The organism is Mycobacterium sp. 852002-10029_SCH5224772 (assembly GCF_001667315.1).
Classification (GTDB): Bacteria; Actinomycetota; Actinomycetes; order Mycobacteriales; family Mycobacteriaceae; genus Mycobacterium.
Map to the genome: position 1 here is coordinate 1 of NZ_LZHT01000132.1, position 13,656 is coordinate 13,656.

At 67.4% G+C, this 13,656-nt stretch carries 14 protein-coding genes; 8 read left to right on the forward strand and 6 right to left on the reverse strand.

What is annotated here, in order from left to right; translation table 11 throughout:
- Positions 1-478: 478 nt before the first annotated feature.
- Positions 479-802 (forward strand): putative quinol monooxygenase, encoded by a 324-nt coding sequence (locus A5775_RS22510; RefSeq protein WP_067257371.1) that lies wholly within the window; start codon positions 479-481, stop codon positions 800-802.
- On the opposite strand, the gene A5775_RS22515 is transcribed toward A5775_RS22510, so the two are convergent.
- The gene (locus A5775_RS22515; protein ID WP_067257576.1) at positions 799-1,485 is read right to left on the reverse strand and encodes a guanylate cyclase; all 687 of its coding nucleotides are present in this window, start codon (positions 1,483-1,485) and stop codon (positions 799-801) included. The genes A5775_RS22510 and A5775_RS22515 overlap by 4 nt on opposite strands.
- Positions 1,486-1,632: 147 nt before the next feature.
- On the opposite strand from A5775_RS22515, the gene A5775_RS25170 reads away from it, so the two are divergent.
- Positions 1,633-1,842 (forward strand): hypothetical protein, encoded by a 210-nt coding sequence (locus A5775_RS25170; protein ID WP_082953136.1) that lies wholly within the window; start codon positions 1,633-1,635, stop codon positions 1,840-1,842.
- On the opposite strand, the gene A5775_RS22520 is transcribed toward A5775_RS25170, so the two are convergent.
- Positions 1,794-2,627 (reverse strand): adenylate/guanylate cyclase domain-containing protein, encoded by an 834-nt coding sequence (locus A5775_RS22520; protein WP_067257375.1) that lies wholly within the window; start codon positions 2,625-2,627, stop codon positions 1,794-1,796. The genes A5775_RS25170 and A5775_RS22520 overlap by 49 nt on opposite strands.
- A 120-nt stretch (positions 2,628-2,747) precedes the next feature.
- On the opposite strand from A5775_RS22520, the gene A5775_RS22525 reads away from it, so the two are divergent.
- Positions 2,748-4,154 (forward strand): glucose-6-phosphate dehydrogenase, encoded by a 1,407-nt coding sequence (locus A5775_RS22525; protein WP_067257378.1) that lies wholly within the window; start codon positions 2,748-2,750, stop codon positions 4,152-4,154.
- Between the two features lie 18 nt (positions 4,155-4,172).
- Positions 4,173-5,195, forward strand: coding sequence for a phosphogluconate dehydrogenase (NAD(+)-dependent, decarboxylating) (gnd, locus tag A5775_RS22530; protein WP_067257381.1), 1,023 nt, complete (start codon positions 4,173-4,175; stop codon positions 5,193-5,195).
- A gap of 105 nt (positions 5,196-5,300) precedes the next feature.
- Here gnd and A5775_RS22535 read toward each other — a convergent pair whose 3' ends face one another.
- Positions 5,301-6,161, reverse strand: a complete 861-nt coding sequence (locus A5775_RS22535) for an alpha/beta fold hydrolase (protein ID WP_067257383.1) — start codon at positions 6,159-6,161, stop codon at positions 5,301-5,303.
- Positions 6,162-6,280: 119 nt separating this feature from the next.
- Here A5775_RS22535 and A5775_RS22540 point away from each other — a divergent pair, with 119 nt between their 5' ends.
- The 3 genes from A5775_RS22540 to A5775_RS22550 all read left to right on the forward strand — a co-directional run bounded on the left by A5775_RS22540 (position 6,281) and on the right by A5775_RS22550 (position 9,092).
- On the forward strand, positions 6,281-6,769 hold the full coding sequence (locus tag A5775_RS22540) for a VOC family protein (protein WP_067257387.1): 489 nt from the start codon (positions 6,281-6,283) through the stop codon (positions 6,767-6,769).
- A gap of 162 nt (positions 6,770-6,931) precedes the next feature.
- Entirely contained in the window at positions 6,932-7,834 is a 903-nt protein-coding gene (locus A5775_RS22545; RefSeq protein WP_067257390.1) for an alpha/beta fold hydrolase, read from the forward strand.
- A gap of 31 nt (positions 7,835-7,865) precedes the next feature.
- Positions 7,866-9,092 carry a WS/DGAT domain-containing protein gene (locus tag A5775_RS22550; RefSeq protein WP_067257393.1) on the forward strand — a complete coding sequence of 409 codons (1,227 nt, stop codon included), beginning with the start codon at positions 7,866-7,868 and terminating at the stop codon, positions 9,090-9,092.
- Here the strand turns inward: A5775_RS22550 and A5775_RS22555 are convergent, their stop codons facing one another.
- Together A5775_RS22555 and A5775_RS22560 are read right to left on the reverse strand one after the other, a co-directional pair.
- Positions 9,093-9,707, reverse strand: a complete 615-nt coding sequence (locus A5775_RS22555; RefSeq protein WP_067257397.1) for a hypothetical protein — start codon at positions 9,705-9,707, stop codon at positions 9,093-9,095.
- Positions 9,704-11,245 carry a pyruvate, phosphate dikinase gene (locus A5775_RS22560; RefSeq protein WP_231995254.1) on the reverse strand — a complete coding sequence of 514 codons (1,542 nt, stop codon included), beginning with the start codon at positions 11,243-11,245 and terminating at the stop codon, positions 9,704-9,706. The genes A5775_RS22555 and A5775_RS22560 overlap by 4 nt, the downstream gene beginning before the upstream one ends.
- Positions 11,246-11,517: 272 nt before the next feature.
- Between A5775_RS22560 and A5775_RS22565 the strand changes: the two genes are divergently transcribed.
- Positions 11,518-12,027: a DoxX family protein gene (locus A5775_RS22565; RefSeq protein ID WP_067257403.1), complete on the forward strand. Its 510-nt coding sequence runs from the start codon at positions 11,518-11,520 to the stop codon at positions 12,025-12,027.
- Between the two features lie 60 nt (positions 12,028-12,087).
- On the opposite strand, the gene A5775_RS22570 is transcribed toward A5775_RS22565, so the two are convergent.
- Positions 12,088-13,467, reverse strand: coding sequence for an FAD-dependent oxidoreductase (locus tag A5775_RS22570; RefSeq protein WP_067257406.1), 1,380 nt, complete (start codon positions 13,465-13,467; stop codon positions 12,088-12,090).
- Positions 13,468-13,656 lie beyond the last annotated feature (189 nt).

Below are 13,656 nucleotides of genomic sequence, written 5' to 3' on the forward strand. Positions count from 1 at the left end.
CCGCCAGACGCTCCTCCGCCGCCCGCGCCGGATGCACCGCCCCCGCCGGAAGAACCCGCCGTTCTCATTGACGCGTCGGGGCCGCCGATGGATGCCCCGCCGGCGCTCTAAATTGTTTTTGTTCGGCGACGCGGTAATTGCGGATTCATAACAAATAGAGGGCGTACCGCCAGCCATTTTGTCTATTCTTTCCGGCGGCTGGCGACGGCCTCCACTGGTTCGGCAAAATAGTGAAATAACACCGGCATTCGGCCGGGTGTGAGCTGCGACACTTCTTTCCGAAGTGGCGGAAGTGTGTGCAGCGGCGAAAGTTTACTCATGGGTTGTTTGTGACTCGTGAGCACACTTTGCTGTTGCTATCGCTAACCGGGAATCCCGTCGCCACGTGCCACCAGGGGCCGTGCCACGGCCGGATAGGCTGGCGCTGCCCGCGGGATCGGCGGGCGAACCGGAAGCAGCGAATCTAGGCGGGGCCGCAATGATCTTCATCGTCGTCAAGTTCGAAACCAAACCCGAGTGGACCGACCGGTGGCCCGAACTCGTCGCCGCGTTCACCGCGGCGACTCGCGCGGAGGACGGAAACCTCTGGTTCGAGTGGTCACGCAGCCTGGACAACCCGGCGGAGTACGTCTTGGTGGAGGCGTTCCGCGACGGTGATGCGGGCGGCGTCCACGTCAACAGCGATCACTTCCAGCGGGCGATGCAAGAGCTTCCGCAGGCGCTGAAGTCCACGCCCAAGATCATCAACCAGACGATCGATGCCACGGGCTGGTCGGAGATGGGTGAGATGGCTGTCGGCTAACCGCCGTCCACCACGATCTCGATTTCGTCGCCCAGCGCGTAGCCCGGTGCGAGCGGCAGACTGTCACCGCTCCAGAACGAGCCCGGATCGAACCAGTTGGAGTACTTCTCCGTGGTGATCAAACCCATTTCCTCGTAGGTGATGGCCACCGTTTCCGCGCAATAGGCGGCTTCCAGACCGAGGCGCTGGCGCTCCTTACGCCGCTGCGTCGACTCTCGAACCTTCTTGTCCACGAACGGGATTCCGCGCGCCCAGTCATAGGCGTTCGGTAGCCGGCCGCGCAGCCACCGACCGGTCAGGCGCACGGTGGTCGGAAACGCGGTGCCGTCCATGCGGGCGATGACGCGCAGCAGCTTGTTCTCTTGCTCGCGGTTGGCCGGCGGCGTCAGCTGGCGCAGCCAGCATCGTTGGTGGTAGCGCTCGGTCCACTGCAAGACGGATTGCTGCAAATCGTTGAGTTGCACGCCACGGTGATTCGTCCCCGTCCACAGGTCGACCAGTTTGTCGCCGAGTTCGGCGTGCCAGATCAGTGGCGGTAAGTCGTCGACGGCCACCGTCATGCCCACGTGGTTCACCGGGCTGTTCGTCAAGGTCTGGATGGCGCGGTCAGGTCCCGAACCGCCGCGAAACAGCCAAAGGTCGCCGGTCCGGGTTTCCTCGAGCGCTTGGTGCAAGGTGAGCATGTTCGTGTAAGCCCGTTCGCCGCTGCAGCTTTCGCCGATCTCGTCGTCAACATGAGCCCGTCCGCACGTTGCGGTGCCGTGCGTTGCGGGCACACCAGTCAATCACAACCGGCGCACGACGACGGGGACTACGCATAGCCTGGTGTCATGCGCAGTGTGTGGAAGTGGCTGGGACTGGCCGGCGCCGCCGGCGTCGTCGCCGGGGGCGTAGTGGTGGCTCGCGACCAACGCAAGCGGCGTGCATACACCGCGGACGAGGTCCGGGGTCGGCTGCATCAGCGGTTGGCCGAATACGACGGGGGAGGCCTTCAGTCCGAATCGGGCTCGGCCGATGGCTCAACGGCGAACAACCGATAGCTGCCCGAAAAACCCTTCAGCTCGACGTCGCGGCCGCCGTCGAACCGGATGTCATCGGAGCCCGAAAGCGCGTCCCGCACCGGCTGACTCACCAGGATCTCGCCGCCGGTGGCTTGTGCGGCGACCCGCGCCGCCATGGCGACGTTGCGGCCGAACAGATCATCGCCGCGGCGCACCGAGCGGCCCATATGTATGCCGATCCGCACGCGAATCTCCTCGTGCCGCTTGCGCTTTGCGTCGCTGCGCAGCGCGTGCTGCAGGTCGAGGCCGCACCGCACCGCCTGTTCGGCACGCGCAAAGGCGATCATGAATCCGTCACCCTGACTCTTCACCACGTGACCGGACCGCCGCTGCACCAGATCCGAGACCAGCTTGTCGTGTGAGCTGATCAGTTTGACCCAGGCCCGGTCGCCGATCCGCTCGTTGAGCGCGGTGGATTCCTCGATGTCGGAAAACAGGATCACCACCCGGCCGTCCGGGGTGACCCGGGCAAGGTCGGGCCGCTCGACTTCGGCCCAGTCCGCCAGGTCCTCGATCGAGCTGCGCACAGCCGCACCGAAGCCCCCCTTGCGCACCAGGTTCGCGGTGTTCCACACCGTCTTCACGGCTTCGCGACCGCCCGACAGCAACCAGCTGCGGGCGTCGTTTCGCTGGCGCAGCTCGTCGAGCTCCCGGTGGCTGCGCGCCAGCAGCTGCCACAGCACGACCAGCCCGCCCGCCTCGATCGCAGCAACCCCGGCCAGAATGTAGACCGAGACATGCAGCGCATCACCCATGCCGGTCATCCTTGCAAGGCTGCGGTCCGCTTGGGTTGTCGGCCCTGTGGGCAGCATCTAGGGTTGAGTCGCCGGCCACGGGTAGTGATCTCAGGGGCGCCCATTAGGTGACTTTCGGGAGGAGCGGTTTTGGCCGACGGCGACAGTAATCCATCTGACCTGCTGGTGATTTTCGGAATCACCGGCGACCTGGCCCGCAAGATGACGTTCCGGGCCTTGTACCGGCTGGAACGCCGTGACGAGCTGAACCGCCCGATCATCGGTGTGGCCAGCGACGACATCACGACCGAGCAGCTGCTGGATCGGGCGCGCGATGCCATCAAAAAGTCGGGCGAGAAGTTCGACGACGCGGTGTTCGACCGGCTGGCCGGCCGGCTCTCATACCTGCACGGCGACGTCACCGATGCCGATCTCTACCAGCAGCTCGCCACGAAGATCAGCGCGGATGCCAATCCGCTGTTCTACCTGGAGATGCCGCCGGCGTTGTTCGCGCCGATCGTGGAAAACCTGGCGAAGGCCGGCCTGCTGGAGCGGGCGCGGGTGGCGATCGAAAAGCCGTTCGGCCACGACCTGGAATCGGCGCGCGACCTCAACGCCCGGCTGCGTGCGGTGCTCGACGAAGACCAAATCCTGCGGGTGGACCACTTTTTGGGCAAACAACCCGTCGAGGAACTGCAATACCTGCGGTTCGCCAACAACGGCCTGGCCAAGCTGTGGGACCGCGAGAGCATTTCCGAAATCCACATCAGCATGGCCGAGGACTTCGGGATCGAGGACCGCGGCAAGTTCTACGACGCGGTAGGCGCGCTTCGCGACGTCGTGCAAAACCATCTGCTGCAGGTGCTCGCCCTGGTCGCCATGGAGCCCCCGGTCGGTGCCGGCGCTGATGATTTGAACGACAAGAAGGCCGAGGTTTTCCGGGCCATGCCCGCGCTGGACCCGGAGCGCTGCGTCCGTGGCCAGTACCGCGGTTATACCGACGTCGCCGGAGTAAAGAAGGATTCCACCACCGAGACCTACGTCGCGCTGCGGACCGAGATCGACAACTGGCGCTGGGCCGGAGTGCCGATCTTTCTGCGCGCCGGCAAGGCACTGCCGGAAAAGGTCACCGAAGTCCGGATGTTCCTGCACCACGTGCCCGGCTTTTCGTTCCTGCCCAACCGCCGGCCACCAGATCCCAACCAGATCGTCCTGCGCATCGACCCCGACCCCGGGATGCGGCTGCAGCTGTCGGCCCAGGTCGGCGACTCGTGGCACGACGTTCACCTGGACTCGTCGTTCGCCGAGGACCTCGGCGAACCGGTACGCCCCTACGAACGGCTGCTCTACGCCGCGTTCAATGGAGATCGCCAGCTGTTCGCCCGCGAAGACGCAATCGAGGAGACGTGGCGAATCGTGCAGCCGGTGCTGGACAAGCCGGGTCGCATTCACCAATACGACCAGGGCTCGTGGGGACCCGACGCTGCGGAGAAGCTGGTGCGCGGTCACCACGCCTGGCAGGAGCCGTGGCTGCCGCACGCCACGCCCACCAAATAGTAAGGAGACTCAGACACGATGCAACTTGGGATGATCGGCCTCGGCCGGATGGGCGCCAACATCGTCCGCCGCGTGGTCACGGGCGGACATGAATGCGTGGTGTACGACCACAACCCCGACGCGGTGAAAGCGATGGCGGGGGAGGACAAGACCACCGGGGTGTCCTCGCTGCAAGAGCTCGCCGAGAAGCTGGCGGCGCCCCGCGTCGTGTGGGTGATGGTGCCGGCCGGGACGATCACCGCGGGAGTGATCGGCGAGCTCGCCAAGACACTCGAGTCCGGCGACATCGTCATCGACGGTGGGAACTCCTACTACCGAGATGACATCAACCACGCAAAGGCGCTGTCCGAGAAGGGAATTCATCTGCTGGATTGCGGAACCAGCGGCGGCGTGTGGGGCCGAGAGCGTGGCTACTGCCTGATGATCGGAGGGGACAAGGATGCGTTCGAGCGCGCCGAGCCGATCTTCGCCACCGTCGCTCCCGGCGTGGACGCGGCGCCGCGCACACCCGGCCGCGACGGCGAGGTCGCGCAATCGGAACAGGGCTACCTGCATTGCGGGCCGTCGGGGGCGGGGCACTTCGTCAAGATGGTGCACAACGGTATTGAGTACGGCATGATGGCCTCCCTCGCCGAGGGGCTGAACATCCTGCGCAACGCCAACATCGGCAAGCACGTCCAGGAAGGTGACGCCGAGACGGCGCCGCTGTCGAACCCGGAGTTCTACCAGTACGACCTCGACATCCCCGAGGTCGCCGAGGTGTGGCGGCGCGGCAGCGTCATCGGCTCCTGGCTGCTGGACCTGACGGCGATCGCGCTGCACGAATCCCCGGAGCTGAAGGAATTCTCCGGGCGCGTCTCGGACTCCGGAGAGGGCCGCTGGACCTCCATCGCGGCGATCGACGAGGGAGTCCCCTCGCCGGTGCTGACCACCGCGTTGCAGTCCCGCTTCGCGTCACGTTCGCTCGATGACTTCGCCAACAAGGCGCTCTCGGCGATGCGCAAGCAATTCGGCGGGCACGCGGAGAAGCCCGCGAACTAGTGGCGATCGCGAGGGCGGCGTAGCCGGGCGAAGCGGGTCGCCACCGTCGAGCTAGTGGCGATCGCGAGGGCGGCGTAGCCGGGCGAAGCGGGTCGCCACCGCGAACTAGCGCTTGACGAATTTCACCACGGCGTCGCTGAACGCATCGTTGTCGTCGCCGGCCGCGGTGTGGCCGGCGTTGGACAGCTCGACGAACTCCGCGCGCGGCACGGTGGCCAGGAAGTGCCGAACGCCCTCGGGGCTCACCACGTCGGACAGCTTGCCGCGGATCAGCAGGACGGGAATCCTCAGGTTCTTGGCGGCCTGCTCGAAGCTCTCGGTGCGCAGTTCGGGATCGTCACCCGGCTTGGTCATGAACGCCGGGTCCCAGTGCCAATACCAGCGCCCGTCGCGCAGGCGCAGGTTCTTCTTCAGCCCTTCGGGGCTGCGTGGCTTGCTGCGGTACGGCAGATAAGCGGCGACGGCGTCGGCGGCCTGCTCCAGCGACTCGAAACCGTCGAGGCCACTGAACATGAAGTCTCGGATGCGGGCGCTGCCGCCCTTCTCGAATCGCGGCACCACGTCGACGAGCACCAATCGGGTCACCTTCGCCGGGCCCGCCCGGTGCGCGGCCAGGATGCCGGTCAGCCCGCCCATGCTCGCCCCGATGATCGTCACGGGCCGCCCGATCGCCTCCAGCACCCGCAGGACGTCGCCCGTCAACGTCTCGATTTCGTAGTCGGCATTGGGTGAGCGATCGCTGTCCCCGTGCCCCCGGGAGTCCAGGGCCACCACGTGCAGTCCCTCATCGGCCAGCGTTTGGCCGGTGTTCTTCCAGGAAAACCGGTTTTGGCCGCCCCCGTGCAGCATCAGGATGCTCGGCCGGCCGGCGGAGTCGGCGCCCCGATTCCATTCGTCGGCGACCAGGGTGATGCCCTTGACGCCGGCAAACTCAACCGTCTCGGGGCTGCTGCTGACGGTGTTCATGCGATCTGACGTTACATAGGCCACATAAGCACTCTTCCGGGGGTCGACGACGCGATGAGTTTCCGTGATCGCCGGGGTCTGTCATACAAACCCAACGAGTCACCCAGGAGGCCGCGGACATGCCATCGATCACCCCGTCGCTATGGTTCGACGACAACCTCGAGGAAGCAGCCAGCTTCTACATCGAGGTGTTCCCGAACTCCCACATCGAGGGGTTCAACCGGACCACCGACGCCGGACCGGGGGAGCCCGGCACAGTCCTGTCGGGCAGCTTTGTGCTCGACGGCGCCCGGTTCATCGGGATCAACGGCGGCCCGCACTTCAAATTCAGCGAGGCGGTGTCGTTCACGATTCACTGCAAGGACCAGGACGAGGTCGACTACTACTGGGACCGGTTGACCGACGGCGGTGAGGAATCGCAATGCGGCTGGCTCAAGGACCGCTTCGGCCTGAGCTGGCAAATCGTCCCCGACCGACTCTACGAACTGATCAGCGATCCCGATCGCGCCCGGGCCGCGGCGGCCACCAAGGCGATGTATGGCATGCGCAAGATCGTCATCGCCGAACTGGAACGAGCGGCGGAGGCCTCCGGCGGTCGCGTCCCCTAACTGCTCGTGCTGTCGCTCTCGGCGGAGTGTCCCGCCAAATCCTTTGATGCAGGCGCTATCTGAAGAACATCCCGCTCCGGTCGGTGCGTCTTGGAGCCGCACGGGTTAGGTTTGTCCGTGCGGACGGCGCCGAACAGGAGTGAAGATGGCGGACAACGCGAGATGACTGAGCCGCGGTGGATCGACGTGCCGGGTCCTCCCGGGGATCTCAAGGCGCTGACCTGGGGTCCGGCCGACGGCCCGATTGCCATATGTCTGCACGGTTTCCCCGACACGGCTTACGGCTGGCGCAGGATGGCACCACTGCTCGCCGCGGCGGGCTGGCGGGTCATCGCGCCGTTTATGCGGGGATACGCGCCCTCGTCCATTCCGGACGACGGCAGCTATCACGTCGGGGCGATCATGGACGACGCCCTGCGGGTGCGGGCCGCCGCGGGAGGAACCGACCGCGATGTGGTGATCGGTCATGACTGGGGTGCGCTGGCGGCCACCGGTTTGGCCGCGATGCCCAACAGCCCGTTCACCAAAGCCGTGATCATGTCGGTGCCGGTGTCGGCCGCATTCCGCGGCCAGGTGAGCGAGCGAGGCCGGCTGGCCCGCCAGGTACCGCGTCAGCTGCTGCGCAGCTGGTACATGTTCTACTTCCAATTGCCTTTGCTGCCAGAGCGTTCCGCGCGCTGGATCTTGCCGCTGCTGTGGCGGCGGTGGTCGCCGGGCTATCGCGGGGCCGACGAGGATCTGCGCCACGTCGACGCCGCGATCGGGACCCCGGAAAGTTGGCGGGCGGCGCTGGGGACCTACCGGGCCACGCTCCGCAACACCAAGCCGCCGCAGCGGTACGCGGAGTTGAACGAGCGCTGGACCGAGGCGCCGATTCTGCCGACCCTGTATCTGCACGGCCGCGACGATGGCTGTATGACGCCGGCTTTCGCGCACTGGACGGAGAAGGTGCTCCCCGCCGGAAGCGACGTGGCCATCATCGATCATGCCGGGCATTTCCTGCAGCTCGAACAGCCCGAGAAGGTCGCCGAGCGGGTGCTGGCATTCATCGGCTCACCCGGCTGAGGCCATGACTCGAGTCGGGTCGGGGCGCCGAATGGCGGCCGTCGATGCGCAGTTCTACTGGATGTCGGCCAAAATCCCCAACGACGAGTTCCTGCTGTACGCGTTCGACGGCGAGCCCGCCGACTATGCGCGTACCGTCGGGCAACTCTGCCGGCGGGCCAACGCCGAGCCGGCGCTGACGTCTCGCGTGCGGGAACGCGGCCGGCTGCGCTACCCGCAGTGGGTGGCGGCCGACGTGACGACCGAGCAGGTGGTCCGCCACGACCTCACCCAGCAGAGCTGGGACTGCTGCCTGGCGGCCGTCGCCGGCCTCGCCGTTGACCAACTGGACATCCGCCGAATGGCTTGGCGGTTACATGTTTTCACTTCCGTGACTGGCATTCCGGGCGTCACCGGCCCGGGGACCGTGGCGGTGATGCAGGTCGCGCACGCGCTGGCCGACGGTGCCCGTGCCGCGGCCATGGCGGCCTGGCTTTTCGGCCGTCGTGACCCCGTGCCCGAGGTGCCGGCGCCGGGCGCGGGTTTTTTGCCCTGGCGAGCCGCCGTCGCGGCGCGTGCCCATCGCCAGCTGGTGCGCGACACCCGCGCGGGACTGCTGACCGCCGGGGCCGGCCCGCGGCCGCCGCTTGCCACGAATGCGCGACCGGACGGCGTTGTCTCGATGCGCACGCTGGTGCGGCACCGCTCGCGATTGCCCGGGCCGACGGTCACGGTCGGCGTGCTGAACGCGGTGTCGACGGCCCTGTCCAATCTGCTTGGCGGGCACGTCGACTCGTTGGGTGCCGAAGTGCCGATGGCCAAACCCGGCGCGCCCCAGGCGTATAACCACTTCGGCAACGTCGTCGTCGGGTTGTACTCGGCGCTGAGATCCGACGCCCGCGCCGAGCGGATCGCGGTCGACCTGGCCAACGGGCGGCGCCGCTTCGGCCACCCGTCCACCCGTGCGGCCGACCGCGCCTTCGCGGCGGTGCCGGCCGCGCTACTGCGTTGGGGCGTCGACCAATTCGACCTCGATGAGCGGCCGGCGCAGGTCGCCGGCAACACCGTGGTGTCCAGCGTCTATCGGGGCGCGGCCGACCTGAGCTTCGGCGGCGCCCCGGTGGTGTTGACGTCCGGGTATCCGGCGCTGTCGCCGATGATGGGGCTGACGCACGGCGTGCACGGCATCGGCGACACCATCGCGATCAGCGTGCACTCGGCGGCGTCGGCCGTTCCCGATGTCGACGCCTACGTGGATCTGCTCGACGCGGCGCTGTAGCTATTGAGCGTCGCCGGACCTGGCCGCTTCTGCCCGGGTCAGGCCGACGGCGACGATGAGTTCTTCATGCAGCTCGAACCACACGGTGTGGTAGGAATCGATCAGCGGCCTGCTCAGCCAAGCCGTCTCCCCGGCCTTGACTTTATCCAGTGCCGCAGCCAGTTTCGTCGCGTAGGCGTTGAGCCGCGGCAGGTGGGTCGCGGCGGCCTCGACGATCGGCACCGTGCGGGTGTGCACGTCGTCGAGTCGGGCGAGCACCGCGGCGTCGTACTCGGGGTCCTCGTGGGTATTGGGAACGCCGCCCGGGCCGCCCTTGAGCTGCCAATCCGTCACCAGGTGCTTGAAATCGGTGTTGACGGCTTGAAAGTCGCCGTACGCGGCGGCCATCGCGTCCGCGTCGATGCCCTCGCGCTCCTCGGCGAGCAGCGTCGCCAGCTTGTCGCTGCCGCGGCGGGTGATCTGCACCGTCGCACCCTCGGCCAGCAGGCCCGCCGCGGTCAACTCCTCGACGATGGGGCCGATGTGGGCGGGATCCACCCCCAACGTCGCGGCCAGATCGGATCTGCTCACCCGACCCTTGAGCCGGACCCCTTGCAGCACATCCAGTTCGGTCATGACGCAGCCCCGGCGGCCAAGCGCAGCGCGATCAGCATGACGACCAGCGGGGTGGCCGAGACCACGTCGGCATGACCGCTGTCCATGGCGGCAAGCACGGCGGCCTCGGAGTTGTCGTCCAGCCGCGTGTGGTCGCCGGTGACATGGGCGCGCAGCGGGCTGACCCGTCGGGCGATGTCGGCCAGCTCACGCAGCTCCGGTGAATCGTCTTCCGACCACGCGGACAAGCTCAAAAGGCCTTCGCGCACTTCGCCTTCGGCGCCGTCGACGGTGATCTGTTTTCCCGCCAACGATGCTGCCACGCCCTGGCCACAGCCCACCACCGCCACTCGGCCCAATTCCCGGCTGACCACCGCCGCATGACTGGCGGCACCGCCGACCTCGGTGACGACGCCCTGCGCCGCCAGCATCCCGGACACGTCTTCGGGCCGGGTGTGATCGCGCACCAGGATCACCCGCTCGCCACGGTCGGCTGCGCGCAGCGCCTCGTCGACGTCGGTGTACGCCGTGCCGGATGCCACACCCGGACATGCCGGCAGACCCGTGGCCAAAAGCGGTGCTGCCAAGCGCGTTTCGGGCTGAAGTGCCGGCCTCAGCACAGTCTGCACGTGCGCCGGGGTCACCCGCCGCAGCGTTTCCGCATCGTCGATGATCCCCTCGTGCCGCAGCTGCAGCGCCGTGCGCACCGCCGCCTGCGCCGACCGTTCCGCCGCCCGGGTCTGCAGCAACCACAGCTTGCCGTTTTCGACGGTGAACTCGATCTCTTGAACGTCGGAATCCAGCCGCTCGAGTCTGCCGGCGGCGGCGATCAACTCGTCGTAGACGGCTGGCTGCTCATCGCGCAACGCGGTGATCGGTTCCGCGTCGACCGATCCCGACACCACGTCGTCGCCCTGTCCGCCGGGCAGCCACTCGCCGAACGGCTCGTTGTCGCCGGTTATCGGGTTACGTGAAATGAATGCGCCGGCACCGGAATTGGCGCCGTAGTTGCCGAACACCATCGCCTGCACGACCACGGCGGTGCCGTGCCGATCGCCGAAGCCGTAGTGGGTGCGGTAGGCCAGCGCGCGCGGCGAATTCCACGAGGCGAACACCGCCTCGATGCCGGCACGCAACTGCGTGTACGGGTCGGACGGCACGTCCGATTGCTCATCGCAGCCCACGATGCGCCGGTACATCGCGCAGAATCGCCGGCGCGTGTCGCGGGCGAACGCCGGATCGCCGGCCGCCGCCAGCGCCTGCTCGACGTCATCATTGATGCCGAGGTCCAGGATGGTGTCCATCATGCCGGGCATCGACTGGGTGGCTCCCGAGCGCACGCTGACCAGCAGGGGATGCGGGCCCCGCCCGAACGTGCGGGAGGTCTGCGTCTGAAGCCAGTTCATCCGGTCGAGCACGCTGTCCCAGATCGCGTCCATCGTTGCCGCGGGATCGGCGAGATACCGCAGACCCACCGCGGTGGTGATGCAGAACGCGGGCGGCACCGGTAGATGGTGGCGGCGCATCGTCTGGATGCCGTGGCCCTTGTTGCCCAGCATCTCGCGCGGGTAGTTCGATGTGCCGTCGAGCAACACCACGGAATGCTCGGAAGGTGCAGCCCCCTGGCCGCTTGGCGCATCGGGGTGGGCGCCGCTACCTGGCGCGGTGCGAGCCGTGGTGCACCCCCTCGGTGGTGTCGCTACTCATCGGGCCAAAGGCATCGGCCAACGTCGGAACGCCCGCTATGTTCCCACATGGATAAACAGTCCCATGGACTTAGCTGCGCGGCGTTCCTGTCACCCGCCACACCCCATGATCTAGGTTTGCACCTATGACTCCATACGACGTTGGGTTACTGATCCTGCGGCTGGTGTTGGGCGTGACGTTGGCCGCGCATGGCTACAACAAGTTCTTCGGCGGTGGCCGCATCCCGGGCACCGCTCGGTGGTTCGAGAGCATCGGCATGAAGCCCGGGAAGTTCCACGCCACCGTGGCGGCATCCACGGAAATGGCCGCTGGCCTGGGCCTGGCCGCCGGGCTGCTCACCCCGATCCCGGCGGCGGGCTTCGTGTGCTTGATGCTGGTCGCGGCCTGGACGGTGCACCGCGCCAACGGCTTCTTCATCGTCAAAGAGGGCTGGGAATACAACCTGGTGCTGGCGGTCACCGCGGTGGTGGTGGCCACGCTGGGCGCCGGGAAGTTCAGCCTGGACTACCTGGTCTTCGGGAAGAACTGGATGGACGGCTGGCACGGCCTGCTGATCTCGGTGGTGCTCGGCGTGGCCGGGGCCATCGGTCAGCTGGTGATCTTCTACCGGCCGCCGGCCAAGCAAGCCGGTTAGCCCGGTCCCGCACGCGCCCAACGTCGAGTTGTTGGGCCGCAACGCGGTCGGTGCGCCCGACTAGTCGACGCGCGAGGCCGCGACGGCCGCCGTGTCGGCCGCGGTCACCTCGGCCGCGGCGCGCTCGCCCGAGCGGATCGCACCATCGATCCACCCGCACATGACGGCCGAGCTCTCGGTGCCGGCCCAGTGGATGCGGCCACACGGCTCGCGCAGGGTGTAACCGAACTCGGTCAGCACGCCGGTGGGGGCGTGGCTGATCATGCCGCCGCCGGAATAGCGCTCGACCGTCCAGTTCTGCTCGTGAAATTCACGATAATCATTCGCCTTGCTCCCGAAGCGATCAACGAGCTCGCCGATGACGACCGCTTTGCGCTCGGCCTCGTCGAGCCTGCCCAGCCGCCGCGCCGCGGGTCCCTCGGTGATGACGCACATGATCCCCGGGTTTCCGGTGTCCGTGCAGGCGTCGATGGTCAGGGTCGCCGGCGAGCCCGGGGCGGCCGACTGGCCGGACAACCCGTCGGCACGCCAGAAGGGTTCGTCGTAGACGACCGAGATCTTGACGACCGCGCCGCTCGGCATGCGTTGATGCAGGAAGGCCCGATCCACCGGCAGCGCCGGCTCGTAGACGATCGAGGTCGCGATCGCCAGCGGGATCGCGACGATGACCCGCCGCGCCCGCAGCGTCATGCCCTCAGCGCTGACGGTGACGCCGTCGGCGTCCTGCGCGATCTGCCGGACCGGCTGCGACAGGTGCACCGTGTCGCCGAGCTCGGCGACGATCTGTCGGTAGATGGCACCCATTCCGCCGACCGGGCGGGCGTCCTGGGAACCGCCCCTGCCGGAGATCGCGAAGGTCGGGCCGCCGGCCGATCCCGTCTGCAGCAGCGCCCACAGCAACGACGTCTCTGACCCCGCCGAGGTGTACAGGCCGGACAGGGCCATGTCGAGCATCTCCCGAGCCGGCGTGGACAGGGTGTTCTTCTCGATCCACGCGCCCAGGCTGATCCGGTCCCACGAGGCCGCTTCCTTTGCCTCCCAAGGGGCTTCGCGCGGGATCGTTTTGCACATTCTCTCGAACGACAGCAGACCGAGGCCCAGGTTGGTGACGGCCCACGGGCTCATCGTCCAGGGAATGGTGCCGCCGTAGCGGTGCTTCTTGCCGCCGACGATCATCATCGCGTCGCCGTCGTGGTGCTGCTTGTACTCCGCCACGCCGAACTCGTTCATCAGCGCGTAGATCCGGTCCTGGCCCGGGCCGATCCACGCGCCGCCGCGGTCGATCCACGTCCCGTCCGGGCGGGTCTCGGTAAAGGTGCGCCCACCGACCCTGTCGCGCGCCTCCAGCAAGGCCACCGATCGGCCCGTCTGCCGGAGCCGCAAGGCGGCCGTCAATCCCGCGAATCCCGCTCCGACCACGCAATAATCGACCTCAGACATGGCTGGCTCCTCAACCTGGTCCACCCCAGCAGCAAACTACACCGAGCGGGCTCCGACGGTGACCGGTTGAAAAGATTTCCCCGCGCGGCCGGGCGCACGCCCGCTCGGCAGACGGTGCGGAATCGTGTCGATCCACACCGTGCGCGAAAGATTTTCCGCGAATCTGCTTGTGCGAGAACAGGTTTGGAC